Raw genomic sequence first — 26353 nt, forward strand, 5'->3', positions numbered from 1 at the left:
GAATTCCTGTCGATTCCATGATTTATGGGGTTCCGTTTGCAAAAACATTTGCCTATAAGCCGCTTCTAGCCTGAAAAGACCCTCAATGCGCGACCCGACCCGGTGACCTCCCACCCTGGCCGGCTTTTTGCGCAGCTAGAAATGGATATCGCCCATGCCGAAGCGCCAAGACATCAAATCGATCCTCATCATCGGTGCGGGACCAATCGTCATTGGCCAGGCTTGCGAATTCGACTATTCCGGCACCCAGGCCTGCAAGGCGCTGAAGGAGGAAGGCTACCGCGTCATCCTCGTCAACTCCAACCCGGCAACGATCATGACCGATCCGGGCCTCGCCGATGCCACTTATGTCGAGCCGATCACGCCTGAAGTCGTCGCCAAGATCATCGCCAAGGAGCGCCCCGACGCGCTGCTGCCGACCATGGGCGGCCAGACGGCACTGAATACCGCTCTCTCGCTGAAGCGCATGGGCGTGCTCGATCGCTACAATGTCGAGATGATCGGCGCAAAACCTGCCGCCATCGACATGGCTGAGGACCGCGCGCTGTTCCGCGAGGCGATGGCCCGCATCGGCCTTGAAACGCCGCGCTCGATGCTGGCAAACGCCACCGACATCAAGGACGCCGACCGCAAGACGCATGAAGCCGAGCGTACCAAGCTGCGCGAGAGCCTCTCCGGCCCCGACCTCGACAAGGCGCTCGACGAGCTGGAAAACCAGTGGAACCTCGGCGAGAGCGACCGCAAGCAGCGCTATATGAGCCATGCCATGGCAATCGCCGCCCAGGCGATCGACCATGTCGGCCTGCCCGCCATCATCCGACCGTCCTTCACCCTCGGCGGCACCGGCGGCGGTATTGCCTATAACCGTTCGGAATTCTTCGAAATCGTCGGCAGCGGCCTCGATGCCTCGCCGACCACCGAAGTGTTGGTCGAAGAATCCGTCCTCGGCTGGAAAGAGTATGAGATGGAGGTCGTCCGCGACAAGGCGGACAACTGCATCATTATCTGCTCCATCGAAAACATCGATCCGATGGGCGTCCATACCGGCGACTCGATCACCGTTGCTCCGGCGCTGACGCTGACGGACAAGGAATACCAGATCATGCGCAACGCCTCGATCGCGGTGCTGCGCGAGATCGGCGTCGAAACCGGCGGCTCGAACGTGCAGTTCGCCGTCAACCCGAAGGACGGCCGCCTCGTCGTCATCGAAATGAACCCGCGCGTGTCGCGCTCCTCGGCGCTGGCCTCCAAGGCCACCGGCTTCCCGATCGCCAAGATCGCCGCCAAGCTCGCGATCGGCTATACGCTTGACGAGCTGGAGAACGACATTACCGGCGGCGCGACGCCCGCTTCCTTCGAACCGTCGATCGACTATGTCGTCACCAAGATCCCGCGTTTCGCCTTCGAAAAATTCCCGGGCGCATCCCCGGTTCTCACCACGGCCATGAAGTCGGTCGGTGAAGTCATGGCGATTGGCCGTACCTTCGCGGAATCGCTGCAGAAAGCACTGCGGGGCCTCGAAACGGGCCTGACCGGCCTCGACGAGATCGAAATCCCGGACTCCGAAGAAGGCGAATCTAGCCACAACGCCATCCGCGCCGCGATCGGCACGCCGACGCCGGACCGCCTGCGTATGGTCGCCCAGGCGCTGCGCATGGGCCTCAGCATCGAAGAGGTTCATGAAGGCTGCAAGATCGACCCGTGGTTCATCGCCCAGCTCAAGAACATCGTCGAGATGGAAGCCCGCATCCGCGAGCACGGCTTGCCTGATGATGCAACCAACCTGCGCATGCTGAAGGCCATGGGCTTCTCCGACGCCCGCCTCGCCACCCTGACCGGCAAGCGCCCGAAGGAAGTGGCCGAGCTGCGCAACGCGCTCAACGTCCGCCCAGTCTTCAAGCGCATCGACACCTGTGCCGCCGAATTCGCCTCGCCGACCGCCTACATGTACTCGACCTATGAAACGCCTTTCGTCGGCGCTGCGCGCTCCGAGGCGCTGGTCTCCGACCGCAAGAAGGTGGTCATCCTCGGTGGCGGCCCGAACCGTATCGGCCAGGGCATCGAATTCGACTATTGCTGCTGCCATGCCGCTTTCGCGCTGAAGGATGCCGGCTATGAAGCAATCATGATCAACTGCAACCCGGAAACGGTTTCCACCGACTACGACACCTCCGATCGCCTCTATTTCGAGCCGCTGACGGCCGAAGACGTGATCGAAATTCTGCGCGCAGAGCAGGAAAAGGGTGAAGTCGTCGGCGTCATCGTCCAGTTCGGCGGCCAGACCCCGCTGAAGCTCGCAGAAGCGCTCGAAAAGAACGGCATCCCCATCCTCGGCACCGCGCCCGACATGATCGACCTTGCCGAAGACCGCGACCGTTTCCAGAAGCTTCTGATGAAGCTCGATCTCAATCAGCCGAACAATGGCATCGCCTACTCGGTCGAGCAGGCCCGCCTCGTCGCCGCCGAAATCGGCTTCCCGCTGGTCGTGCGCCCGTCCTACGTGCTTGGCGGCCGCGCCATGCAGATCCTGCATTCCGAAGGCCAGCTGCAGACGTACCTGCTCGACACGGTTCCGGAACTGGTACCCGAGGATATCAAGCAACGCTACCCGAACGACAAGACCGGCCAGATCAACACCCTGCTCGGCAAGAACCCGCTGCTGTTCGACAGCTATCTCAGCCACGCCATAGAGGTGGACGTCGACTGCCTGTCCGACGGCACAGACGTCTATGTCGCCGGCATCATGGAACACATCGAGGAAGCCGGCATCCATTCCGGCGATAGCGCCTGCTCGCTGCCGCCGCGCACGCTCTCGCGCGAGATGCTCGACGAGCTGGAGCGCCAGGCGAAAGCCATGGCAAAGGCCCTCAATGTCGGCGGCTTGATGAACGTCCAGTTCGCCATCAAGGACGGCACGGTCTACGTGCTCGAAGTCAATCCGCGCGCTTCGCGCACGGTGCCTTTCGTCGCCAAGACCATCGGCGCGCCGATCGCCAAGATCGCCGCCCGCGTCATGGCCGGCGAGAAGCTGGATGCGACCTTTGCGGCTTACGGCGAGAAGCCCGATCCGCGTGCCCTGAAGCACATCGCCGTCAAGGAAGCAGTCTTCCCCTTCGCCCGTTTCCCGGGCGTCGATACGCTGCTCGGACCGGAAATGCGCTCGACCGGCGAAGTCATCGGCCTCGATACCGATTTCGCGCTGGCCTTCGCCAAGTCACAGCTCGGCGCCGGCGTCGAACTGCCGCGTGAAGGCACGGTCTTCGTTTCCGTGCGCGACGAAGACAAGCCGCGCGTTCTGCCGGCGATCCGCATCCTCGTCGAACAGGGCTTCAAGGTTCTCGCGACCGGCGGCACCGCCCGCTTCCTCGCCGAAAACGGCATCACCGCCGCGAAGATCAACAAGGTTCTCGAGGGACGTCCGCATATCGAAGACGCCATCCGCAACCGCCAGGTCCAACTCGTCATCAACACGACCGACGGCAACAAGGCGATCTCGGATTCGAAGTCGCTGCGCCGCGCCACGCTGATGCAGAAGGTGCCCTATTACACCACGATGGCCGGCGCCGAAGCTGCCGCCCAAGCCATCAAGGCGCTCAAGGCCGGCAATCTCGAAGTCCGCCCGCTGCAGAGCTACTTCTGATCCCGGGAGAGGCATCGCCTCTTCGCGCTCGCCTCCTAGGCTCGTCAAAACTGCGACCCAAAATTGCAGACATGGATACTTGGTGTTAGCCTGCTCCCCGGCCGTATCGGGGAAGCAGCATGTCGAAGAATATCGTCATCCTGTTCGACGGCACGTCGAACGAGATAACTGCAGATCGCACCAATATTTTACGTCTGTTCGGAACGCTGAAGCGCTCCGACGAACAGATCGTCTATTACGACCCCGGCGTCGGCACGCTGGGTGCGGCAGACGCCTGGTCGCCCTTCTACCGCAAGTCTATCGAGGTCTGGGGCCTTACCACTGGTTGGGGTCTCGATGAAAACGTCAAAGGCGCCTACCGCTTCCTCGTCGAAAATTACGATGCCGGCACGCCCGACGATCACGGCGGCCATCCCGACAGGGATCGCATCTATATTTTCGGCTTCAGCCGCGGCGCCTATACGGCCCGCGTTCTCGCAGGTTTCATCCATGCTTTTGGGCCGTGTAGCAGATATCACCTGAACCTGCTCGATTACGCTTACAGAACCTATAAGGGCATTCCCGAACAGGAGCAGCGCGCCGATGGCGGGGATCCCTCATCGGCCTTCAAGAGCATGCGGCTCTACGAGCGCATGCTGCGCAACGACCGCCCGCCGATCAAGCTGCTCGGTCTCTTTGATACGGTTGCCTCTGTCATCGAAAAGGGCAAAGGGCGCATTCAGTTCAAGACCCACCCCTTCACCCGCAAGAATCCGAGCGTCGAATATGTGCGCCATGCCATGGCGATCGACGAACGCAGAACCATGTTTCAACCGGAATTGTGGGCGCCGGATCAGGATTACCGCGGCAATCCCTTCAAGCCCGCGATCGCAAAACAGGACTTTAAGGAGGTCTGGTTTGCAGGCGTCCACGGCGATATCGGCGGCGGTTACCCGGAGGCCGAGAGCGCACAGATCAAGATACCGCTCGACTGGATGATCCGCGAAACGGGGCCCTCAGGCTTGCTCTACGTTTCGCGCACGATCAACAATATCGTCCTTGGCAAAAGCGACAAATACTATGTCGAGCTCAATGCGGCAGCGCCGCTGCACAACTCAATGAGCGTAGGGTGGAAGCTGCTCGAATATATCCCGCGGCGCGTGCCGGAAAACTCCTGGCGCAGGCGCGGCGACAGAAGGGGCATTTATCTGCCCCGCGAAGACAGGCGTTTCATCCCCGACGGCGCAAACCTGCATGAATCCGTGAGGGTGCGCATGGTGACCGGATATAATCCGCCGAACCTGCCGAAAGATCCGGTCTTCGTCCCCTGACGCATTGAATCGAATTCTACGCTCAGGCAGCCAGGCCCTTGATCAGATTCATATCTTGCCGGAAGCGGGTCAGCTCTTGTGCCCTCCTCCCCTCGTCCGGAATTCGCAGCAGATAGGAGGGATGCACCGTGACAAAGAGCAATCGCCCCTCCTCCATCGCGATCGGGCGTCCGCGCAGATCCTCCAGCTTCTGCTTCTCGCCGGTCAGCGAATAGAGCGCCGTCGCGCCCATCGCCACGATCAATTTCGGCTTTACGAGATCGAGTTCCAGCTTCAGCCACCAGCGGCAATGCTGCACCTCGCCGAGATTGGGCTTCTGGTGGATACGCCGCTTGCCGCGCGGCTCGTATTTGAAATGCTTGACGGCATTGGTGACATAGAGCCTCGACCGATCGATGCCGGCCTGCGCGATCGCTTCGTCGAAAACCTTACCCGCCGGCCCGACAAAGGGTCGACCTGCGAGATCCTCCTGATCGCCTGGTTGCTCGCCGACGAACATGATCTCGGCATCATCTGGCCCTTCGCCGAAGACGGTCTGCGTCGCCTTCGCATGCAGCGGGCATTGGCTGCAGACGGCGGCCTCCTCGCGCAATGCCTCCAGCGTTCCCGCAGGGGCCATCTGCGGGGCCGGCATGCGGGCTGCCGCCTCCTGGATCTTATTGTGATAGGGAAGCGGCATGGTCGCCTCGCGCTCGGCCATGGCGAGCACTTTTGCTTCGGCCTCGGCGATCAGGCCAGGGATGAGATCGGCTTCCGGCAGGTTCTTCCAGTATTTCTTCGGCATCTCTGCCTGCATGGCCTTCACCTTCAGCCGCGCCGGATTGAAGATGCTGGCATAATAGATGCGCCAGAGATCATCGGTCGCGTCACTGATGTCAGGTTTCTCGCAGGCCACATTGCTTGTCGTCAGCCGCTCGCCGTCCCAGGCGGCCGAACCCTTCGGCGTCGCGATCAGCCAGTCCATGTCGGTGAAGCGGCGTTGGAAGAAGGGCGCCTTGCGCGCGACGATATAATGATCCGGCTCGAACCAGGCTATGAATTTTCGCCGCCCGCCGGCAGGTGCCGCCACCTCCTTGAAGCGCACGAAGGCCGTCATCTTGTGGGCGTCGCGATGCACGCTCTTCTGCATCAGCAGAGCACGCGAAACCTCTTCATCGGACGCCAGATCCAGCAGGTTCCGGTTTTCCTGCAATCGCCAGAGCAGGCTATAGAGCAGCGAAAAACGCCTGGCATCGCTATGGCAGATCACGGCCTCGGCTAACGCCATGAAAGCCGGCGAAACGCTCATCGGCTTGGCGTCGGCAGGAGGATCAGGCGGCAAGGCGTCACGCTGGAAGGCAAAGCCCGGTTCGCTGCTCTTTTCATGCCAGTCGATCTCTTCTGGCAGAATCCCAGCTGCGGCGAAGGCGCGAGCGGCCTTGCGCCATTCCTCGAAATTGCCCCTACCCTCCAGAACCACCCGGCGCATCATAGCAGCGACAACTGTTCGGGTTTTGGCTCGAACATCGCGCGCAAGTCCGGCCGGTCGACAAGACGATGCGGCGTCCAGCCCTCGACAGTGATGAAGGCCTGCACCTTGCGGATCGACACGCCGAGCCGCGGCAAGTCTTCAAGCCGCAGACGGCGTTGCCGCCGCTCAGTCAGGATCGCCTTTACCGTCTTGGTGCCGAGGCCCGGCACACGCAGCAGCTTCTCGCGATCGGCGCGGTTGACATCGACGGGGAAGTCCTCGCGATGGCCGAGTGCCCAGGCGAGCTTGGGATCGAGATTGAGATCCAGCATGCCGCCCTGCTGTGTCGAGGTGATTTCGTCGATGCCGAAACCATAGAAACGATAGAGCCAGTCCGCCTGATAGAGCCGGTGCTCGCGCATCAGCGGCGGCTTGATGAGCGGCAGGTTCTTCGAACTGTCGGGGATCGGGCTGAAGGCGGAATAATAGACTCGTTTGAGACCATAGCTGCTATAGAGCTGGCCGCTGGTCGACAGGATCGTCGCATCATTGGCGCCGTCGGCGCCGACAATCATCTGTGTACTCTGGCCGGCCGGTACGAAGCGCTTGCGCCTCTTGGTCTGCAGCGTCGGCTCTTCCGCAGCCTCGATCTTCAGCCTGAGATCGCCCATCGACCGGCGGATACTGGCCGGCTTCTTCTCCGGCGCAAAACGGTTGATGCCGCTATCGGTTGGCAGTTCGATATTGAGCGACAGGCGATCGGCATAGAGCCCCGCCTCCTCGATCAGATGCGCGGAGGCCTCCGGAATGGATTTCAGATGGATGTAGCCGCGAAATTGATGCGTGACCCGCAACTCCCGCACGATGCGCACCATTTCCTCCATCGTGTGGTCGGACGAGCGGATGATGCCGGAGGAGAGAAACAATCCCTCGATATAGTTGCGCCGGTAGAATTCCAGTGTCAGCCAGACCACTTCTTCCGGTGTGAAGCGGGCGCGCTCGACATTGCTGGACGAGCGGTTGATGCAATAGGCACAATCATAGATGCAGAAATTGGTGAGCAGGATCTTCAGAAGCGAGATGCATCTCCCATCCGGCGCATAGGCATGGCAAATGCCCGAGCCTTCGGTGGAGCCGAGCCCTCCAGAGGCAGCCGAATCCCGTTTGACTGTGCCGCTGGAGGCGCAGGAAGCATCATATTTGGCGGCATCGGAGAGGATCGCCAACCGTTCTTTAAGCGATTTCTTCATCCCGATGTTCACTAAATGTTCACGGTGGCAAAATCAAGACGAAGAAATGAGCCTCCACCCAACTTCCCTTCAAAAGCAGGCACTTCTGCGGGAAGCGGAAAGCTTCGGTAAGAATTTTATGGAAATCGCGCGTGCCGATCTGCTATAAGCAACGAACTAAGATTGTAGCACGGTTCCGAAGTTCCCTTCGGGACCTGTTTTCTTTTGTGTCTGCGAGAACTGCAGACGCGGGGAGAGAAGGACGAAAAAATGGTTGATAAGGTACCGATGACACAGGGTGGTTTCGTCAAGCTGCAGGAAGAACTGCGCTGGCGCCAGCAGGAGGAGCGCCCGCGAATCATCGAGGCAATCGCGGAAGCGCGCGCCCATGGCGACCTTTCCGAAAATGCCGAGTACCATGCCGCCAAGGAAGCGCAGAGCCACAATGAGGGCCGCGTCGCCGAGCTCGAAGACCTGACGGCGCGCGCCGAAGTCATCGATCTCTCCAAGATGTCGGGCGACAAGATCAAGTTCGGCGCCAAGGTGAAGCTCGTCGACGAGGACACCGAAGAGGAAAAGACCTACCAGATCGTCGGCGATCAGGAAGCCGATGTGAAGCAGGGCCGTATCTCGATCTCCTCCCCGATCGCCCGCGCACTGATCGGCAAGGAAGTCGGCGATTCCATCGAAGTCAACGCGCCGGGTGGTTCGAAGGCCTACGAAATCCTCTCCGTCTCCTGGGGCTGATCGCCCGCGCCTCCCTCTTCAAGAGCAGCCAGTGCCGGATATCAGTGACGTCGAGATCATCGCGCCCAACCTGAAACGCCGGCTCTCCGGCGTCACGTCGACGATCGTCCAGCTCATCCCCTGCCAGATCCGGCTAGGGATCAGGATCGCAGCCCTCGGCCCCGGCCTTCCGCCGGAACTTCCGCGCCTGAAATGGCCGCAGCTTGCTGGCCTCCGGCGTCCGCCCGCGGGACGGCGTCACCGGGTCTGGCACGCACGCCGCAACAATGAGATGGCGGCGGGCATCCTCATGCGTCACGTGCTGCGCATGCCGCTGAAGCTCGTCTTCACCTCGGCCGCCCAACGCCGACATAGCTCCTACACCCGCTGGCTGATCCGCCAGATGGATGCTGTCATCGCCACCAGCAGCCGTTCCGGCTCGTTCCTCAAGGTACCATACACGGTCATCCAGCACGGCGTCGATCTCACGCTCTTCCATCCCCCCGAAGGGTCTGTCGACACGATCGCTGCCACAGGCCTGCCCGGCCGCTACCTCATTGGCTGCTTCGGTCGCGTCCGCCATCAGAAAGGCACCGATCTTTTCGTCCAGGCGATGATCGCGCTGCTGCCGCAGTATCCGGACTGGACGGCCGTGATTTCCGGTCGCGTCACCCCGGAGCACATTGCATTCGCCGACAAGCTGAAGGCCGATATCGCCGCAGCCGGCCTGACCGACCGCATCGTCTTCATTGGCGAAGTGCCAGATATCAAGGTCTGGTATCGCCGCCTGACGCTCTATGTCGCGCCCTCCCGCAATGAAGGCTTCGGCCTGACACCGCTGGAGGCCATGGCTTCGAAAACAGCGGTCGTGGCCTCTGACGCCGGCGCCTACGCTGAAATGATCGTGCCCGGCGAGAACGGCATCATCGTGCCGCCAGGTGACGGCGAGGCACTGGCGGCGGCGATCGCCACCTATCTTGCTGATCCCACCCTCGCCATTGCGCAGGGCGAAACGGCGCTGGCGCACGTGCGAGAAAATTTCGCGCTGGAAAAGGAAGCGACGGCGATCAATCGGATTTACCAGCAACTTCTCGGCGCGTAAGCCGTTCGTCAGACCATGGCAACGACATATCAGGGAGGTAGGGACACGTAGATGTCGACCGCAAACGACAACGAAAACCTGGTCAACGTGCTCTGTATGAAGTGGGGGACGCTCTACGGCGCCGAATATGTCAACAATCTCTACCGCGGTGTCAAACGACACCTGAAGCGCCCGCATCGCTTTGTCTGCTTCACCGACAATACCGCCGGCCTCGACGAGGGTATAGAAACCTTCCCCCTGCCTGAGCTCGGCCTGCCGGCCGGCTCCAAGGATCGCCGCTGGCAGAAGCTTGCGCTCTTCCGCCGCGGGCTTGCCGATCTCAAGGGCATCGGCCTCTTCCTCGACCTCGATCTCGTCATCGTCGATGATCTGGAACCGCTCTTCCAGCATCCGGGAAAGTTCCTCATCATCCGTGATGACGATCTCTTCCGCGCCAAGCCGCTGCGCATAGTCAATCCCACCCGCGACAGGTTCCTGGGCTCGGTCGGCAATAGTTCGGTCTTCCGCTACGAAATCGGCGCCCACGCTTATATTCTGGATACCTATATCGCCGATCCGGTGGCGGCCATGTCCAAATACGAGATCTCCCAGCAGTTCCAGAGTGCGCAGCTCGCAGCGCATGGACATCTGCAATACTGGCCGCGCGAATGGTGCGTGAGCTTCAAGAATGCCTGTGTGCCCAGCCACATCAACAGTTTCTGGCGCGATCCCGAGCTGCCACCGGAGGCCAAGATCGTCGTCTTTGCCGGCAGTCCGAAAATGAGTGAAGTTTTTGAAGGCGGCGGCCAGAAATGGTATCGCCGCATCGGCAATACCGATTGGCTGAGCAAGGCCTGGCGCGGCTAAAGCATGTCGCGCAAAAGTGTGTAGCGGTTTTGCGGCAACGACATGCGAAAACAAGAGCCTAAAGCGTGGCAAGCGGATCTGGAAGATCGCGACACGCTTTAGATTACAGTTCGACGAGCCCGAGCTTCTTGACCTGCCGGATCGTCAGCATGGTGCGAACGGTATCGACATGCTCGTTGGCCGTGAGCACCTCGATGACGAAATCCTGGAAGCGGGTGAGGTTTTGGGCTACGCAATGCAGCAGGAAATCGCTGTCGCCGGACACCATCCAGGCTTGGCGCACCAACGGCCATTCGGTGGTGGCAGCGGCAAAGGCCTTCAGGTTGGCCTCCGACTGGTGCTTGAGGCCGACCATGCAGAAGGCGACGAGATCGAGCCCGAGCTTCGGGCTGTTCAGCATGGCGTGATAGCCTTCGATGACACCGGCTTCTTCGAGCTTGCGCACCCGGCGCAGGCAGGGCGGCGCTGAAATTCCCACCCGGTCGGCAAGTTCCACATTGGTCATGCGGCCGTCGGCCTGCAGTTCCCGCAATATCTTTATGTCGATAACGTCAAGTTCAGCGCGAACCACGCTTAGGCCTTTCTTTAATTCCCCGCGGGCAGCTTCTATATAAAGCGACGGAATACGCAAGAAAGTTTCAGTCAGATGACGGAATCTTGCACAGCGCCTGCATTTGCCTTGTTGGTAATGCAAGGCTGCCCTTGAATAAAAGCATTGGTCGTTCATAAATGGCGAAGGGATCGCGAAACGGCCTTATTCTGCTCTTAGCCGCCGCATCCTGCCAGTCGAAAGGAAATTCCATGTCTGCCCGCCATACCAAGGTGCTCATTATCGGTTCCGGACCTGCCGGCTATACGGCAGCGGTCTATGCCGCGCGCGCCATGCTGAAGCCGGTTTTGATCGCCGGTCTGGAACAGGGCGGCCAGCTCATGATCACCACCGATGTCGAGAACTATCCGGGCTTTGCCGATCCTATCCAGGGGCCCTGGCTGATGGACCAGATGCTGCAGCAGGCGCAGCATGTCGGCGCCGAGATCGTCAACGACCTCGTGACCGAAGTCGACCTCAACCAGCGTCCCTTCGTCGCCCGCACCGATAGCGGCCAAGTCTGGACTGCCGATACGCTTGTTATTGCGACCGGCGCCAAGGCCAAGTGGCTCGGCATCGAAAGCGAGCAGCATTTCCAGGGCTTTGGCGTGTCTGCCTGCGCCACCTGCGATGGCTTTTTCTACCGCAACAAGGATGTGATCGTGGTCGGCGGCGGCAACAGCGCCGTCGAAGAAGCGCTCTATCTGTCGAACATCGCGAAGTCGGTTACCGTCGTGCACCGCCGCGACAGCTTCCGCGCAGAAAAAATCCTGCAGGAACGTCTCTTCTCCAAGGAGAACGTCAAGATTCTCTGGAATACCGAAGTCGCCGAAATCACTGGCACGCCGGCAAAGCCCCCAATGCCGCCGTCCGTTTCCGGTGCTCGCCTGCGCGACACCCGCACCGGCGCCATCACCGATGTCGTCGTTGACGGCGTCTTCGTGGCGATCGGTCACGCGCCGGCAACCGAACTTTTCAAGGGCAAGCTGAAGCTGAAGGACAATGGCTATCTCTGGACCGCACCGGATTCGACTGCGACCAGCCTGGAGGGAGTCTATGCCGCAGGCGACGTGACGGACGATACGTTCCGCCAGGCGGTCACCGCCGCAGGCATGGGATGCATGGCCGCCCTCGAGGCAGAACGTTATCTGACGGGCCACATGCCCGTTGCCGTAGCAGCGGAGTAACAGTGGCATGAGGGGTGGGGGAATGCCATTGGACTGGGACAAGCTGCGTATTTTCCACGCAGCTGCCGAAGCCGGATCGTTTACGCATGCGGCTGACAAGCTGCATCTGTCCCAGTCGGCCATCAGCCGTCAGGTCAGCGCGCTCGAGCAGGATGTGGGCACCAAGCTCTTCCACCGCCACGCACGCGGCCTGATCCTGACCGAACAGGGCGAACTGCTTTACCGCACCGCCCATGATGTGCTGCTGAAGCTCGAAACCGTGAAGATGCAACTGACCGAGACGACGGAAACGCCGTCCGGCAAGCTGCGCGTCACCACGACAGTCGGCCTCGGCCAGGGATGGCTGACCGACAAGATCCAGGAATTCCTGCAGCTCTATCCCGATGTGCAGATCCAGCTCATCCTCGACAACGAGGAAGTGGATGTGAACATGCGCCATGCCGATTGCGCTATCCGCCTTCGCCAGCCGCAGCAGTCGGACCTCATCCAGCGTAAGCTCTTCACCGTGCATATGCACGTCTATGCGGCCCCCTCCTACATCAACCGCCACGGCGAGCCGCAGACGATCGAGGATCTCGACAATCACCGCATCATCACTTTCGGGGAGCCTGCGCCGAACTACCTGCTCGACGTCAACTGGCTGGAAATCGCCGGTCGCTCGTCGGACAACAAGCGCATTCCGCATCTGCAGATCAACAGCCAGACCTCGATCAAGCGGGCCTGCCTGCTCGGCATCGGCATCGCCTGCCTGCCGGATTATATCGTCGGTCGCGACCCCGGTCTGATCCAGCTCGCAATCAATGCCGACGTCCCCTCCTTCGATACCTATTTCTGCTATCCGGACGAGATCAAGAACGCCGCCAAGCTGAAAGCCTTCCGCGATTTCATCGTCAGCAAGGCCCGCAACTGGAACTTCTGACTTCCATTTTTATGGAACGAATTTCAAATCATGCAACCCACGCATGACTGACATGCACAAAAAAGGGTTGTTGTTTGCTCATTAAAGCACCATATCGCACATAGCTGATGCACACGGTGGCTTTTCCTCCCAGTTCCACCGCATTAGCTGTTCCCCTCTGGAGGTTTTTGACCTTCACACTTATAAGGGCCCTGGTTTTCCGGTGGCCCTCTTTTTTTGCCCGAATTTTTGTCGGTAGATACCGCAATGCGGAAAAATTTGTGCAGTGCATAGCAGACATGCACAAAAATGTATTGAAAGCTGCACAAAGAACCACCATATCGCTCATAGCTGATGCATTTGGTGGCTTCTCTCCCAGTGCCACCGCGTTGGCTGTTCCCCTCTGGAGGTTTTTGACCTTCACACTTAAAAGGGCCCTGGTTTTCCGGTGGCCCTCTTTTTTTGCTTAAAACTTAAGCAAGCCGGAAAAATCGTCAGCTCACGCCTCCGTGATTTGCATATCGAAAATCGTCGATCCATATATCGGGAAAATCCGATTTATACTTCGATGAACGACGATGGACAAAGACGAGATTCTCAAGGCGCTGGCCAACCCTGCCCGGATGGACATCCTCAACTGGTTGAAGAATCCGGAAGAACACTTCCCGACGCAGGAACACCCGTTTGAAATGGGCGTCTGCGCCAGCCAGTTCGAACGCTGCGGCCTTTCCCAATCCACGGTTTCCGCCCACCTCGGCACGCTTCACCGCGCCGGCCTCGTCACCAGCAAGCGCGTCGGCCAGTGGATCTTCTACAAGCGTAACGAAGAAACGATCGCTGCCTTCCTCCAGCAGCTAACGCAGGATCTTTAATCATGCCCCTTGCCCTGCTCGTTCTTGCCTTGAGCTCTTTTGCGATAGGCACCACCGAATTCGTCATCATGGGCCTTCTGCCCGAAGTCGCAGCCGACCTCTCTGTCACGATCCCTCAGGCCGGCTGGCTGGTTACGGGTTATGCGCTGGCCGTCGCCCTCGGCGCGCCGGTCATGGCGGTCTCGACCGCCAAGCTGAAGCGCCGCTCGGCCCTCATCATGCTGATGGCCTTCTTCATTGCCGGCAACCTGCTCTGCGCCATCGCTCCGAATTATTGGGTGCTGATGGTGGCACGCATCGTCACCGCCCTCTGCCACGGCGCCTTCTTCGGCATCGGCTCGGTCGTCGCCGCCAATCTCGTCAGCGAAGACCGCAAGGCACGCGCCGTCGCCTTGATGTTTACCGGCCTGACGCTCGCAAACGTGCTCGGCGTGCCGCTCGGCACCGCCATCGGCCAGGCCTTCGGCTGGCGCTCCACCTTCTGGGTCGTTACCGCCATCGGCATCGTCACCATTGCCGGCCTGATCGCCATCCTGCCCAGGGATAAGCAGGAAGAGCAGAGCAGCATTCTGCGTGAGATAGCCGCCTTGCGGAATGGCCGCCTCTGGATGGCGCTCTCGGTTACCGTCTTCTTCTCGGCCTCGATGTTCACGCTCTTCACCTACATCGCTCCGCTGCTGCGCGACGTGACGGGCATCTCGCCGGAAGGCGTCACCTGGACCCTGTTCCTGATCGGCGTCGGCCTGACGGTCGGAAACCTGATCGGCGGCAAGCTCGCCGACTGGCGCCTCGGCACAGCCCTTGTCGCCATCTTCGCGGCGATCGCACTGACTTCAGCGATCTTCTTCTATACGAGCCGCTTCTTCATCCCCGCCGAGATTACCCTCTTCCTGTGGGCCGCCGCCACCTTCGCCGCGGTTCCCGCCCTGCAGGTCGGCGTCGTCGGTTTCGGCAAGGAGGCCCCGAACCTGGTCTCGACTATCAATATCGGCGCCTTCAACACCGGCAATGCCCTTGGCGCCTGGGTCGGCGGCATGGTCATCGATGCCGGCCTCGATCTCAATCGCGTTCCCCTCGCCGCAGCCGCCATGGCCCTGATCGGCCTTGCCGCCACTGTTCTCACCTATCTCTCCGGCCGGGCGCAGACTGCCCCCGCTGCTGCCGAGTGATCCCCCAAGCAGAAAGGACCTTCCATGGCCAAGCTTTTCCAGCCGACTCAGATCGGCGATATCGCGCTCAAGAACCATATCGTCATGGCGCCGCTCACGCGTAACCGTTCTCCGGGCGCAGTCCCGAACGACCTCAACGTCGAATATTATCGCCAGCGCGCCACGGCCGGCCTCATCATCACGGAAGCGACCGCCATCACGCATCAGGGCCAGGGCTATGCCAACGTTCCCGGCCTTTATAGCAAGGAAGCCCTTGATGGCTGGAAGCGCGTGACGGACGCCGTTCATGCCAAAGGCGGCAAGATCATCGTGCAGATGTGGCATGTCGGTCGCATCTCCCACACGACGCTGCAGCCGAACGGCGGCAAGCCGGTGTCCTCGACCAACCGTATCGCCAAGGCAAAGACCTATCTGGTCAACGCTGACGGTAGCGGCGCCTTTGCCGATACGTCCGAGCCTCGCGCGCTCGAAGCCTCCGAAATTCCGGGCATCATCGAGGATTATCGCAAGGCTGCCCGCGCTGCGATCGATGCCGGCTTCGACGGTGTCGAAATCCACGGCGCCAACGGCTATCTGCTCGACCAGTTCATGCGCGACGGCGTCAACGACCGCACCGACGAATATGGCGGCTCGATCGAAAACCGCACGCGGTTCACCTTCCAGGTGGTCGAGGCCGTAACCAAGGAAATCGGCGCTCGCCGTACCGCAATCCGCATTTCGCCGGTCACGCCGTCGGGTGAGTCCTACGATTCCAATCCGCAGGCGCTCTTCACGCATGTCGTTGAAGGTCTCGCCAAGTACGACCTTACCTATATCCATGTCGTAGAAGGCCAGACCGGTGGCGAGCGCGACTATCGCCAGGGCGACAACCCGTCTTTCAATTACAAGGCGCTGCGCGCCGCCTATGAGAAGGCTGGTGGCAAGGCTGCCTGGATGGTCAACAATGGCTATATCAGAGATATGGCGATCGAAGCCGTCGAAAACGGCACGGCCGATCTCGTCGCCTTCGGCAAACCTTTCATCTCCAATCCCGATCTCGTCGAACGGCTGGAAAAGAACCTGCCACTCAACCCGCCGGACCAGTCTACCTTCTACGGCGGCAGCGCAAAGGGCTATGTCGATTATCCGGCCCTGGAAAAGGTCGCCTGATCGTCTTGGACAAACAGAAATCCCGCCATCCGGCGGGGTTTCCATTTCAGGCCATTGCCGCTAGCTTGCGCCGATGTTCTCTCCCTATCTCGAACGCTGGTCGCTGACTGCTGACGGCGAACCCATCATCACCCATTCAAGCCACCTCCTGCCGGTCATCTGGCAAAACAAGCCGGCCATGCTGAAAGTCGCGACCCACAGCAGCGAACGCGAAGGCGCGCTGTTGATGAAGTGGTGGGACGGCGATGGCGCTGCCCGTGTCTATGCCCAGGAAGATGATGCAGTTCTGCTGGAGCGCGCGACGGATAAACGCTCGCTGCTGCACATGGCAATGAACGGCGAGGACGACGAGGCAAGCCGCATCATGGTGCGCACGGCGGCAAAGCTGCACGCGCCCCGCCCTACTCCTCTCCATGACTCCACACCGCTAAAGCGCTGGTTCCGCGATCTGCAGCCGGCAGCCCTCACCCATGGCGCCACCTTTGCCGACTGCTGGAAAACGGCGAGCGCTTTGCTGGCCGAGCCACAGCAGCTCAGCATTCTTCACGGCGACATCCACCACCGCAATATCCTCGATTTCGGCGAACGGGGCTGGCTGGCGATCGATCCCAAGCGTCTCTGGGGCGAACGTGGCTTCGACTTTGCCAATATTTTCGCCAATGAAGACCTGCCGACGATAACGGACCCCGCTCGTCTGAAGCGCCAGCTTGCGATCGTCTCCAAGGAGGCCGATATCGAGCCGACCCGCCTGCTCAAATGGATAGCCGCCTATTCCGGCCTTTCCGCCGCCTGGTTCCTCGAAGATGATGACCACGTGTCGGCAGAAAAGCCTCTGACTGTCGCCCGCATCGCGCTCGCCGAACTGGCTTAACCCGCCTTCCCGACATGAGAGAGAGGTGCCGTGGTCGTTGCTCCATTCGGCTCCGACAGGGAGCCCTGTGCGATGAGCGAGGCCCGCACTGCCTCGTCTATCGGCGTGTGCGGCTCGGTTCCGAGTTCGGCGACCAGCTTGTCGTTCCTCATGCGCAGCGTCACCTTCCAGAGGTAGCGCATCTCCTTCAGTTCATGCATCACCGTCATGAAGGGAGCGAGCAACGGCACGATGAACCAGGGAAAGCGACCGATCTTCGCCGCGCCGCCGGCAACACGCCGGACCGCCTCCGCCATTTGCCGGCCATCGCCATCCCAGAAACCGTTCATGTGATAGCAGGCGAAAGCCGGAAGGCGCTCGGCACGCTCGACGAGCTGCACCATCGTCTCGGCGACATCGGGCAGATAGGCCCATTGGTGACCGATGCCCGGCCTAGCCGGATTCTTGATCGTACCAACAGGTTTGCCCGGCGTGGCAAAAGCAGCGGAGAACCAGCTATTGCTGGTAGCGCCCGGCCCGAAGAAGTCGCCGGCGCGGACGATGATGACGCCGGTGCCGGTCTTGGAAGCAGCCTTCAGGCGCTTCTCCATCTCGACGCGGATCTTGCCCTTCTTCGTCACCGGGTGCTGCGGACTATCCTCCGTCACAACAGGAAACGCATCCGGCCCGAAATTATAGACGGTGCCTGGCAGCACGATGCGGGCGCCGACGGCACGAGCTGCGGCAATCGTATTATCCAGCATCGGCAGAACCAGCTTCTCCCAATCGCGATAACCGGGCGGATTGACCGCATGCACGATCAGGCTTGCGCCTTCGGCCGCCTTGCGCACATCCGCCGCATTCATCGCGTCTCCCTGTAACCAGTCGAAACCCTGCCCGCTCGCGGATGCTTTCGCGGCGTTGCGGTTGAGCGCTCTGACCTTCCAGCCGCGTGACTGCAGCTTGCGGGCGACCGCACCGCCGACGCCGCCGGTGGCGCCGAGAACCAGCGCCAGTTTCTTGTCCTGATATTCGCTGCTCATGATCGTCTCCTTGTTCGATGAGACGACTATGCCTTCGATCCGGGATAAACAAAATTGACGAAATAAGTTCCGTCGCTATACATAATTATATGAGCACCGAGCCAAGCTGGGATTTCTATCGCTCCTTCCTCACCGTGCTGCGCCAGGGGTCGCTCTCGGCGGCCGCGCGTGAACTGGGGCTGACGCAGCCGACAATCGGCCGCCATATCGCCGCGCTCGAGGAGGCTGTCGGTGCGGAGCTTTTTATCCGCTCTTCGAATGGCCTGCTGCCGACCGATGTGGCGCTCGACCTCCAACCCTATGCCGAAACACTGGCAACGACGGCCGCCGCCTTCCTGCGCACGGCATCCAGCCAGCGCGACAAAGTGGAAGGCACCGTGCGCATCAGCGCCAGCGAGGTCATCGGCGTCGAAGTGCTGCCGCCGATCATCGCCGATCTGCAGGAAGCCTATCCGGGCTTGCAGGTGGAGCTGTCGGCATCGGATGCGCTGGAAGATCTCATGAACCGGGAGGCGGATATTGCTGTGCGCATGGCCGAACCGCAGCAGGATGCACTTCTGGTGCGGCGCATCGGCGATATCCCGCTCGGTTTTCACGCGCATCGCCGCTATTTGGAACGCCACGGCACACCGCAAACTCTCGCCGAGCTTGCAGGTCATCGCATCATCGGCTTCGACAGGCAGACAGCCTATATCCGCATGATGCGAAAGCTCTACCCGGCCGTGGATGAACTCACCGCCACCTTCCGAACCAGCAATCATCTGGCGCACTACACGGCCATTCGCGCCGGTGTGGGAATCGGCATCTGTCAGACCGGGCTGGGCCGTCCCAATTCCGATCTCGTTCACATTCTGGCAGATGAATTCGAAATCCAGCTCGGCACATGGGTCGTCATGCACGAAAGCCTCAAGACCTCGCCGCGCTGCCGTGTCGCCTTCGACGCGCTGGTCAAGGGTCTGCTGAACTATATCAAGTCATGCAGGGAAACGCGCGCCTGACGACGCGCTGAAGGATTTCAGAAAATCAACCGGATCAGGGCTCCGGGGAAACCTCTGGCGAACGGCCTTTGGTAAAGCCGTCCACGACCTCGGTCTCGGGACGATCGCCACCTTCGGCATATTCTTCGTGCCACTTGCCCTGCGCATCCTGCCAGCTGATCTCGGCGGAATCGCCGCCAACCTGCTGCTCGGCCGCAACGATACGGGCTGCTTCGAGCGCTTCGGAGTGGCTCGGAAATGCCTCGGAATAGACGTCTCCAAGCTTGTAGGCCCAGCCGCCGTCATGCGGTACGACTTCGTAGACCACCTTGACCATGCATGTGTCTCCTCTTCTTCTCGTTGCGCATCCGTAGGCTCCCGGATCATGTCCGGTTCAGCGCGGGCCGCTTGAGAAGATTTCCAGGACGCCGCGATCTGGGTTCCGGCTGCCGTATGAAAAGCAGTATTTCATTAATCGTCACAGACTGCAAATTTCATCAGTGGGGAGTCTGCTTGCATAGAAAAATCACCGGCTTAGATTCCCCGAGGGAATCAAAATCGGCGCTGGTGGTAGAAATGGCATTGCATCTTAAGGAAGAAAAATTCCTGATCGTGGCAGTCATTATCGCGGTCATTGCCTACTTGCTGGAACATTCGGTCATGGCGGCCGGCCGGGGCATGGCGCTTCTCGCCGCCGCCGCGCTGATCGCAACCATCGTGCTCGCCTCCATGCGCGTCGCCCATCACGCTGAACTGCTGGCCGTCAAGGTTGGCGACCCCTACGGCACGATGATCCTGACGCTCTCGGCAGTCGCTGTCGAAGTCATCATCCTTGGCATCATGATGAGCGGCGAGGAAACGTCGCCGACGCTTGTGCGCGACACGATCTATTCGGCGCTCATGCTCGACATCAACGGCATCCTCGGCCTAGCTGCCCTGCTCGGCGGCCTGAAACATGGCGAGCAGCCCTATAACGACAATTCCGGCAAGACCTATGGTGTGATGATTCTGACCGCCATGGGCATCTCGATGATCGTTCCGGAATTCGTGCCCGACGACAAGTGGCACTATTATTCCGGCTTCACCATCATCGCGATGATCGCGCTCTACGGCCTTTTCCTGCGCATGCAGGTCGGCCAGCACAGCTACTTCTTCTCTTACAGCTATCCGCGTTCGGAACGGCAGAAGGAACATCCCGAGGAACATGACGGAGAGGGATCGGTCGCGACCTCGATCACCATCATCCTTATCGGCGTGGTCATCATCGGCGCGCTTGCCGAATTCATGTCAGGCTTCATGAGCGAAGGCCTGCGCGATACCGGCGCTCCTGTTGCCGTGACTGCCATCGTGGTTGCCGCCATCTCCGCCGCACCGGAAATTTTGACGGCCTTGAGGGCGGCGCTCCGCAACCGTATGCAGGCAACCGTCAACATCGCCATGGGCGCGTCTCTCTCGACGGTCATCCTCACCGTACCTGTCATGGAGGCCATTGCGCTTTATACCGGCCAGCCCTTCATCATGGCCATGTCGCCGGTCCAGACGGTCATGGTGGCGATCACGCTGATTGCCGCCGCCATCAACCTCAATGACGGCGAGACGAATGCCATCGAAGGCATGACCCATTTCATCCTCTTCGCCACCTTCATCATGCTGACGGCGATCGGACTTTGAATCTGAAATCAGCGACTTAACGCGACGAGCGGAATCATTTTTGCAGCGCGTTAAATCAGAACATCAGACAAACAAAAAGCCCGCCATCTCTGGCGGACTTTTTTAATGCGGCTGATAGCCGATGATTACCTGCAGGCGCCGCAGAAGCGCTGGATGCGGCGGCACGCTTCTTCCAGAAGCTCTTCCGAGGTCGCATAGGAGATACGGAAGTTCGGGCCGAGGCCGAAGGCAGAGCCGTGAACGACGGCGACGCCTTCCGATTCCAGGAGTTCGGAAACGAAATCCTCGTCCGTCTCGATGACTTTGCCGGACGGGGCTGTCTTGCCGATGAGCCCGGCGCAGGACGGATAGACGTAGAAGGCGCCTTCCGGCACCGGGCAGACGATGCCCCTGGCCTGGTTCAGCATGGAAACAACGAGATCACGGCGGCCTTCGAAGATCTTCTTGTTCTCTGGGATGAAGTCCTGCGTGCCGTTCAGCGCTTCGACGGCCGCCCACTGGGCGATCGAGGTCGCACCCGATGTCTGCTGCCCCTGGATCATGTCCATAGCCTTGATCAGCTGGATCGGGCCTGCCGCATAACCAATACGCCAGCCGGTCATCGCATAGGCCTTGGAGACGCCGTTCATCGTCAGCGTGCGGTCGTAGAGCTTCGGCTCGACTTCGACGGGCGTGACGAATTTGAAGTCACCATAGGTCAGGTGCTCGTACATGTCGTCCGTAAGCACCCAGACATGCGGATGCTTCATCAGCACGTCCGTCAGCGCCTTCAGCTCGCCATGCGTATAGGCAGCGCCCGTCGGGTTGGACGGCGAATTGAAGATGAACCACTTAGTCTTCGGCGTGATCGCCTTTTCGAGATCGGCGGGCTGGAGCTTGAAATTATGCTCCTGGGTAGCCGAAACGAAAACCGGTGTGCCGCCGCAGAGCGCCACCATCTCGGGATAGGACACCCAGTAAGGCGCGGGGATCACAACTTCATCGCCGGGGTTCAGCGTCGCCATGAAGGCGTTGAACAGGATCTGCTTGCCGCCGGTGCCGACGATCGTCTGCTCCCAGGAATATTCCAGACCGTTCTCGCGCTTGAATTTGGCGGCAATCGCCTTACGCAGCTCGGGGATACCGGATACCGGCGTGTATTTCGTCTCGCCGCGATTGATCGCGTCGATGGCGGCTTTCTTGATATTCTCGGGCGTATCGAAATCGGGCTCGCCTGCGCCGAGACCAATGACGTCGCGTCCTTTGGCTTTCAGCTCGCGCGCTTTCTGAGAAACGGCGATGGTGGCTGAAGGCTTCACGCGGGAAAGGGCATCGGCAAGGAAGGCCATGATATCGGTCCTACAAGGTTGAAACGGGCAGAAGGCCGGGACCGGAGTTCTGCGCTAAGCTCTATGTCCAATGTGTGACATCATTTCAAGCGCAAAGGCGTGATGGCGGCAATGATTCTTATTGATCGATTGCCGCACCTGCCTCTGGAATTTTGAACCGAGGTTCGAAGAGACGCCGCAAGCGGTGGATCCAGGCTCACAGGAAGTTGAATCAGCTTCTGAAGTCGTCCCTGTTTTATTCCTTAAAATCAAGGTTATCGCCCGTTTACCATTTGCCACGAATAAGCCGCAACAAATGCCGCGGCATGCCGCAATTCGGTCGTGAGAGCGCCGAGATCAAACCGCTACTCTATCACCATCCGACATTGGTTATTGAGGGTATGCCATGTTTCTGGAAGACGAGCACGCAGCGGGACGTCTGCGCGCAAGCCGGGTTTCTCTGTCGCTGATGGTGGCGGTCATCGCGTTTGCAAGCTGTGTCGTCGCGGCGTTCGGCCTCTTTTCAGTCGCCGAAGCAGGACCGGCCATGGCTTCCAGTTCGCTCCACGTTTCCTATGCCGACCAGAAGATTGCCGATGGCGTAGCAGTGCTTTTCGCCGCGTTGGTCGCCGCAAACGGGCTCGCCATCTGGCTGCGTCGCATTAAGGGCCTTGTCATCTGGGGAGGCCGGAGCGATGCCCGCTAAGCCGCAGCGTTCCAGCTGGACCGAGGAAGCGGACACGTTCGAGCCGCTGCCGACCTACATGGAGCTGGCAATGGCCGCCGCGTCTGCCCACGAGGCACCGCCTGCACCGCTAAGACCCCGTCTCCCCGGGCTTTCGATCGTCGAGAAACTGGTCGCCGTCGGTATCGTTTGCCTCGCCTTCTACGGCATGGCGCTGATCGGCTGCGGACTTTTCCTGAAAGCTGAAGCAAAGCGCACCGGCTACTACATCACACAGCGGATAATGAGCGCGGAATTGCAACAGGCCGATTTCGATACCCGCTTCCCTCCCCGCATAATCAACTGACGTGCTCTCATTCAACCCGAAAACACAAAACCGTTATGGAGTGCCGACTACGGTTGAAGCGCACCATGCCCCGCGCCACCTTCCCCTTAAACTGACGACGGGGGATTATGATGGACGCCATTTCGACTTTCCGTTTCGCCGCGCTGCTGGCAGGAGCCGCTGCTTTTGCAGGTCCAGCCCTTGCCCAGATCGGGGATATCATCAGGACGCAGGAAGTTTCGGTTCGTGTCGAGAAACTCGCCGAAGGGCTGGAGCATCCCTGGGCAGTCGAGGTCCTGCCTGATGGCGGCTATATCGTCACGGAGCGCCCGGGGCGGCTGCGCATCATCCGCGACGGCAAGGTTTCCGATCCGATCGATGGCGTGCCAAAGGTGAGCGCCCGCGGCCAGGGCGGCTTGATGGATGTCGCGCTTGCCCCGGATTTCGCCACCAGCCGAAAGCTCTACCTGACCGCCGCAACTGCCAGCGACCGAGGCTCCGGCACCGAGGCTTTCAGCGCCACACTATCCTCGGATGAAAAGAGCCTCAAAAACGTCACGCCCATTTTCACCATGCGGCACTTTACCCGCGGGAACATCCAGTACGGCTCACGAATCGCGATCGCCCCCGACGGCTCACTGTTCATCAGCGTCGGCGATCGCGGTGACCGCAACCGCTCGCAGGACTGGAAAGATGACGCCGGCTCCATTGTCCATCTCAACGCCGATGGCAGCATTCCCGCCGACAATCCCTTCAAGAATAGCAGCAAAGCCCTGCCGGAAATCTGGTCCAAGGGCCATCGTAATCCGCAGGGCATCACCTTCGACAGTGCCGACGGCAAGCTCTACACCGTCGAGCATGGCGCACGCGGCGGCGACGAGATCAACAATCCCGAACCCGGCAAGAATTACGGCTGGCCCATCATCACCTATGGCCGCGACTATTCCGGCGCCAAGATCGGCGAAGGCACCGCCAAGGAAGGCCTGGAGCAGCCCCAGCACTATTGGGATCCGTCGATCGCCCCGGGCGCTCTCGTCGTCTATCACGGCAAGATGTTTCCGGAATGGAACGGCAATTTCATCGTCGCCGCCCTGAAGTTCCAGTTGCTGTCGCGCATGCAGCGGGATGCGAGCGGCGCCTTCACCGCCGAGGAGCGCATGTTCGAAGGCGATTACGGCCGCATCCGCGATGTGATCGTCGCCCCCGATGGCGCATTGCTGATGGTGACCGATGAGAATGACGGCGAATTGCTTCGGGTTTCCCGCGCCCCAGACCGTGCCGGCTAAAGCGAGTTCCGCAATTCCTTGCGGATCATGAATTTCAGCCCTGACCATGTTTCGTTGACGGCGCAGACCTTGACGTCGACGAGGCCTATCGGCAGCAAAATCTCGCGCAACGCGTCCTCTGTGATGCTGGTCGCCACCTTCGAGCTCTTCTTCGGCCAGGATATCCAGACCATGCCATCGGGCCTGATCACGCGGAATAACGCCGCCGCCATCTCTTCCAACGCCACACGATGTGTTTCGAAGACGTGGATATAATCGAATTGCCGATCGGGGGCCTTCGGAAAGACTCGTTCGACCGTAGCGAAACCCTCGAACCGGCTGATCTCGGCCAACCCATCGGGAACATTGATGAGCAAGGCCGTCTGTCCCGGTTTGAGCCCCAGCTTCCTTGCGAGCGGCGTGCCGGAATATCCTGCCGTCATTGGCGCTTCCACACGAGCGGCCATGTTGCCGGACCGCCATCGGCCCTTGCATCGCACTCTTCCTTGATGCGCACTTCCTCGAGAACAAGGAAATCCGTGTTCTCAGGCTCTGCGACGCGCCACGCATAATAGCTGCCGCAATCGCCCATGCCACGCCCCTTCACGAAGGAAGTGAAACGCCTCTCCATCGCATCGTAGCGGATGTTGAAACCCGTATCGCCTGTCGTTTCTGAAAACTTCAGCGGAAAGACCGTTCGAGAAATCTGGCTGCCCTGACCGCCATAGATCGCGGAAGGCATGTTGTAGGCACCGGCCGGGCCGCAGGGCACGATGATCGGCCTCATCCCCTTCTCCTGAGTGACTTCGAAGGCGTCGCCATAGGCAAGGCGCCGCTCTTCGATATGGCAGTCGCCATCATCAGGCTCGATATCCGCCCGCACGGACTCCGGCAGATCGGCAAAGAGCGAAATCAGACGGACGGACGAGGAAGCCTCGGCTGAAGCGCTCTCAAGCCCCGCCAGAACGACTGCTGTCGCGACGGCAATCAATTGCCCCCTCATCTGCATGTCCTCCGAACCATATGGGGAATCCTCATCCTTGCCGAAAAGAAATGCAACTGCTAACCCGCTGAGCATAGCTCCCAGACGCTTCCCCAACATCGAGGGTGAAAATGACGCGCATTCAGGCGAACCTCCTTCTATTGCTTGCAGCCGCCATCTGGGGCGGAGGCTTCGTCGCCCAGTCGACGGCAATGAAGGCGATCGGTCCCTTCTGGTTCATCGGCCTGCGCTTCGCCATCGCTGCACTTGCCACCCTGCCGTTCACGCTCTTCGAAGCCCGCAGGGCAAAGATCGCAACCAGCCGCAGACATCTCGGTCTCTATCTTTTGATCGGACTGGCGCTCTTCGGCGGCGCGTCGACACAGCAGGTCGGCCTGCAGACGACGACCGTCACCAATTCCAGCTTCATCACCGGCCTCTATGTGATCTTCGTGCCGCTGATTGCCGTCTTCTTCCTGCGCCGCTCGCCGCACTGGATCATCTGGCCAGGCGCCATCATGGCCGTGTCAGGCATTTACCTGCTCTCCGGCGGCCAACTCTCGGCCCTTACGATCGGCGACCTGCTGACTGTCGTCTGTGCCATCTTCTGGTCGGTCCAGATCACGCTTGCCGGAACGACGGTTGGGGAAACGGGTCGGCCACTTGCCCTGTCCAGCGCCCAGTTTGCGGTCACGGCAGTCTGCGCGCTCATCATCGCGGCCATTTTCGAACCGATCAGCCTGTCAGATATCCGCGCGGCAGCACCCGAAATCCTCTATGTCGGCATCTTCTCCTCGGGCGTCGCCTTCGTGCTGCAGGTCGTCGCCCAGCGCTACACCACGCCGTCACAGGCGGCGATCTTCCTCTCCGCCGAAGCACTGTTCGGTGCCTCGCTCGCCGCACTTCTTTTGGGCGAGAGCATGCCGCCGCTCGGCTATGTCGGTTGTGCGCTGATGTTTATCGCTATGCTTGTAGTCGAGCTCGTGCCCGAAATGACCCGTCGACGCTCGCAAACGGCCTGAACACGCGTCCATTTGTGGGGCGTTTAGTGCCATCTGAAATTTTTTTTAAGCAGGTGTTA

General features: G+C 60.3%; 26 protein-coding genes. 17 read left to right on the top strand and 9 right to left on the bottom strand.

Annotation, left to right across the window (positions count from 1 at the left end):
* Positions 1 to 154: 154 nt before the first annotated feature.
* Both carB and AB8B33_RS15295 read left to right on the top strand, forming a co-directional pair.
* Positions 155 to 3640: a carbamoyl-phosphate synthase large subunit gene (gene carB / locus AB8B33_RS15290; RefSeq protein ID WP_310387058.1), complete on the top strand. Its 3486-nt coding sequence runs from the start codon at positions 155 to 157 to the stop codon at positions 3638 to 3640.
* Positions 3641 to 3759: 119 nt separating this feature from the next.
* Positions 3760 to 4950, top strand: coding sequence for a T6SS phospholipase effector Tle1-like catalytic domain-containing protein (locus tag AB8B33_RS15295; protein ID WP_439016012.1), 1191 nt, complete (start codon positions 3760 to 3762; stop codon positions 4948 to 4950).
* 22 nt (positions 4951 to 4972) lie between these two features.
* Here AB8B33_RS15295 and AB8B33_RS15300 read toward each other — a convergent pair whose 3' ends face one another.
* On the bottom strand, positions 4973 to 6418 hold the full coding sequence (locus AB8B33_RS15300) for a UdgX family uracil-DNA binding protein (RefSeq protein ID WP_439016013.1): 1446 nt from the start codon (positions 6416 to 6418) through the stop codon (positions 4973 to 4975).
* Positions 6418 to 7650, bottom strand: a complete 1233-nt coding sequence (locus AB8B33_RS15305; RefSeq protein ID WP_439016014.1) for a putative DNA modification/repair radical SAM protein — start codon at positions 7648 to 7650, stop codon at positions 6418 to 6420. The genes AB8B33_RS15300 and AB8B33_RS15305 overlap by 1 nt, the downstream gene beginning before the upstream one ends.
* A gap of 249 nt (positions 7651 to 7899) precedes the next feature.
* Here AB8B33_RS15305 and greA point away from each other — a divergent pair, with 249 nt between their 5' ends.
* The 3 genes from greA to AB8B33_RS15320 are packed head-to-tail and all read left to right on the top strand — an operon-like array spanning position 7900 to position 10303.
* Entirely contained in the window at positions 7900 to 8376 is a 477-nt protein-coding gene (gene greA / locus AB8B33_RS15310; protein WP_113325123.1) for a transcription elongation factor GreA, read from the top strand.
* 31 nt (positions 8377 to 8407) lie between these two features.
* A complete protein-coding gene (locus AB8B33_RS15315) occupies positions 8408 to 9457 on the top strand; it encodes a glycosyltransferase family 4 protein (RefSeq protein WP_439016015.1) in 1050 nt (349 codons plus the stop codon).
* A gap of 51 nt (positions 9458 to 9508) precedes the next feature.
* Complete coding sequence (locus AB8B33_RS15320) at positions 9509 to 10303, top strand: hypothetical protein (protein ID WP_439016016.1); 795 nt, start codon at positions 9509 to 9511, stop codon at positions 10301 to 10303.
* A gap of 103 nt (positions 10304 to 10406) precedes the next feature.
* Here the strand turns inward: AB8B33_RS15320 and AB8B33_RS15325 are convergent, their stop codons facing one another.
* Together AB8B33_RS15325 and AB8B33_RS15330 are read right to left on the bottom strand one after the other, a co-directional pair.
* The gene (locus AB8B33_RS15325; protein WP_007824299.1) at positions 10407 to 10874 is read right to left on the bottom strand and encodes an Lrp/AsnC family transcriptional regulator; all 468 of its coding nucleotides are present in this window, start codon (positions 10872 to 10874) and stop codon (positions 10407 to 10409) included.
* 67 nt (positions 10875 to 10941) lie between these two features.
* A complete protein-coding gene (locus AB8B33_RS15330; RefSeq protein WP_439016017.1) occupies positions 10942 to 11106 on the bottom strand; it encodes a hypothetical protein in 165 nt (54 codons plus the stop codon).
* Between AB8B33_RS15330 and trxB the strand changes: the two genes are divergently transcribed.
* The 6 genes from trxB (at position 11105) to AB8B33_RS15360 (ending at position 17038) form a co-directional block, all read left to right on the top strand.
* Positions 11105 to 12079 (top strand): thioredoxin-disulfide reductase, encoded by a 975-nt coding sequence (trxB, locus tag AB8B33_RS15335; RefSeq protein ID WP_439016019.1) that lies wholly within the window; start codon positions 11105 to 11107, stop codon positions 12077 to 12079. The two genes, AB8B33_RS15330 and trxB, sit on opposite strands and share 2 nt — an antisense overlap.
* A gap of 22 nt (positions 12080 to 12101) precedes the next feature.
* Complete coding sequence (locus AB8B33_RS15340) at positions 12102 to 12998, top strand: LysR family transcriptional regulator VtlR (RefSeq protein ID WP_112543602.1); 897 nt, start codon at positions 12102 to 12104, stop codon at positions 12996 to 12998.
* Positions 12999 to 13555: 557 nt separating this feature from the next.
* Positions 13556 to 13849, top strand: coding sequence for an ArsR/SmtB family transcription factor (locus AB8B33_RS15345; RefSeq protein ID WP_113325116.1), 294 nt, complete (start codon positions 13556 to 13558; stop codon positions 13847 to 13849).
* A 2-nt stretch (positions 13850 to 13851) separates the two neighbouring features.
* The gene (locus AB8B33_RS15350; protein WP_439016022.1) at positions 13852 to 15018 is read left to right on the top strand and encodes an MFS transporter; all 1167 of its coding nucleotides are present in this window, start codon (positions 13852 to 13854) and stop codon (positions 15016 to 15018) included.
* 24 nt (positions 15019 to 15042) lie between these two features.
* The gene (locus tag AB8B33_RS15355) at positions 15043 to 16167 is read left to right on the top strand and encodes an alkene reductase (RefSeq protein WP_439016023.1); all 1125 of its coding nucleotides are present in this window, start codon (positions 15043 to 15045) and stop codon (positions 16165 to 16167) included.
* A gap of 73 nt (positions 16168 to 16240) precedes the next feature.
* The gene (locus AB8B33_RS15360) at positions 16241 to 17038 is read left to right on the top strand and encodes an aminoglycoside phosphotransferase family protein (RefSeq protein WP_439016024.1); all 798 of its coding nucleotides are present in this window, start codon (positions 16241 to 16243) and stop codon (positions 17036 to 17038) included.
* Here the strand turns inward: AB8B33_RS15360 and AB8B33_RS15365 are convergent.
* Positions 17035 to 18060: an NAD(P)H-binding protein gene (locus AB8B33_RS15365; protein WP_439016025.1), complete on the bottom strand. Its 1026-nt coding sequence runs from the start codon at positions 18058 to 18060 to the stop codon at positions 17035 to 17037. The genes AB8B33_RS15360 and AB8B33_RS15365 overlap by 4 nt on opposite strands.
* Positions 18061 to 18149: 89 nt before the next feature.
* Here AB8B33_RS15365 and AB8B33_RS15370 point away from each other — a divergent pair, with 89 nt between their 5' ends.
* Positions 18150 to 19058: a LysR family transcriptional regulator gene (locus tag AB8B33_RS15370; protein ID WP_439016027.1), complete on the top strand. Its 909-nt coding sequence runs from the start codon at positions 18150 to 18152 to the stop codon at positions 19056 to 19058.
* A 34-nt stretch (positions 19059 to 19092) separates the two neighbouring features.
* On the opposite strand, the gene AB8B33_RS15375 is transcribed toward AB8B33_RS15370, so the two are convergent.
* On the bottom strand, positions 19093 to 19374 hold the full coding sequence (locus tag AB8B33_RS15375; protein ID WP_007824317.1) for a DUF2188 domain-containing protein: 282 nt from the start codon (positions 19372 to 19374) through the stop codon (positions 19093 to 19095).
* A 239-nt stretch (positions 19375 to 19613) separates the two neighbouring features.
* On the opposite strand from AB8B33_RS15375, the gene AB8B33_RS15380 reads away from it, so the two are divergent.
* The gene (locus AB8B33_RS15380) at positions 19614 to 20708 is read left to right on the top strand and encodes a calcium:proton antiporter (RefSeq protein WP_439016028.1); all 1095 of its coding nucleotides are present in this window, start codon (positions 19614 to 19616) and stop codon (positions 20706 to 20708) included.
* A gap of 125 nt (positions 20709 to 20833) precedes the next feature.
* On the opposite strand, the gene AB8B33_RS15385 is transcribed toward AB8B33_RS15380, so the two are convergent.
* Positions 20834 to 22036: a pyridoxal phosphate-dependent aminotransferase gene (locus tag AB8B33_RS15385; protein WP_439016029.1), complete on the bottom strand. Its 1203-nt coding sequence runs from the start codon at positions 22034 to 22036 to the stop codon at positions 20834 to 20836.
* Positions 22037 to 22421: 385 nt separating this feature from the next.
* Here AB8B33_RS15385 and AB8B33_RS15390 point away from each other — a divergent pair, with 385 nt between their 5' ends.
* The 3 genes from AB8B33_RS15390 to AB8B33_RS15400 all read left to right on the top strand — a co-directional run bounded on the left by AB8B33_RS15390 (position 22422) and on the right by AB8B33_RS15400 (position 24311).
* Complete coding sequence (locus AB8B33_RS15390) at positions 22422 to 22721, top strand: hypothetical protein (RefSeq protein WP_439016030.1); 300 nt, start codon at positions 22422 to 22424, stop codon at positions 22719 to 22721.
* Entirely contained in the window at positions 22711 to 23046 is a 336-nt protein-coding gene (locus AB8B33_RS15395; RefSeq protein WP_439016031.1) for a sortase, read from the top strand. Before AB8B33_RS15390 ends, AB8B33_RS15395 begins: the two co-directional genes overlap by 11 nt.
* A 110-nt stretch (positions 23047 to 23156) precedes the next feature.
* Complete coding sequence (locus AB8B33_RS15400; protein WP_439016032.1) at positions 23157 to 24311, top strand: PQQ-dependent sugar dehydrogenase; 1155 nt, start codon at positions 23157 to 23159, stop codon at positions 24309 to 24311.
* Here the strand turns inward: AB8B33_RS15400 and AB8B33_RS15405 are convergent.
* Both AB8B33_RS15405 and AB8B33_RS15410 read right to left on the bottom strand, forming a co-directional pair.
* Entirely contained in the window at positions 24308 to 24757 is a 450-nt protein-coding gene (locus AB8B33_RS15405; protein ID WP_439016033.1) for a hypothetical protein, read from the bottom strand. The genes AB8B33_RS15400 and AB8B33_RS15405 overlap by 4 nt on opposite strands.
* Entirely contained in the window at positions 24730 to 25293 is a 564-nt protein-coding gene (locus tag AB8B33_RS15410; protein ID WP_439016034.1) for a DUF1176 domain-containing protein, read from the bottom strand. Before AB8B33_RS15410 ends, AB8B33_RS15405 begins: the two co-directional genes overlap by 28 nt.
* Positions 25294 to 25403: 110 nt before the next feature.
* Here AB8B33_RS15410 and AB8B33_RS15415 point away from each other — a divergent pair, with 110 nt between their 5' ends.
* Positions 25404 to 26294, top strand: a complete 891-nt coding sequence (locus AB8B33_RS15415; protein WP_439016035.1) for a DMT family transporter — start codon at positions 25404 to 25406, stop codon at positions 26292 to 26294.
* Positions 26295 to 26353: the final 59 nt, after the last annotated feature.

It is taken from the genome of Rhizobium sp. 768_B6_N1_8 (assembly GCF_051811225.1).
Taxonomy (GTDB): domain Bacteria; phylum Pseudomonadota; class Alphaproteobacteria; order Rhizobiales; family Rhizobiaceae; genus Rhizobium.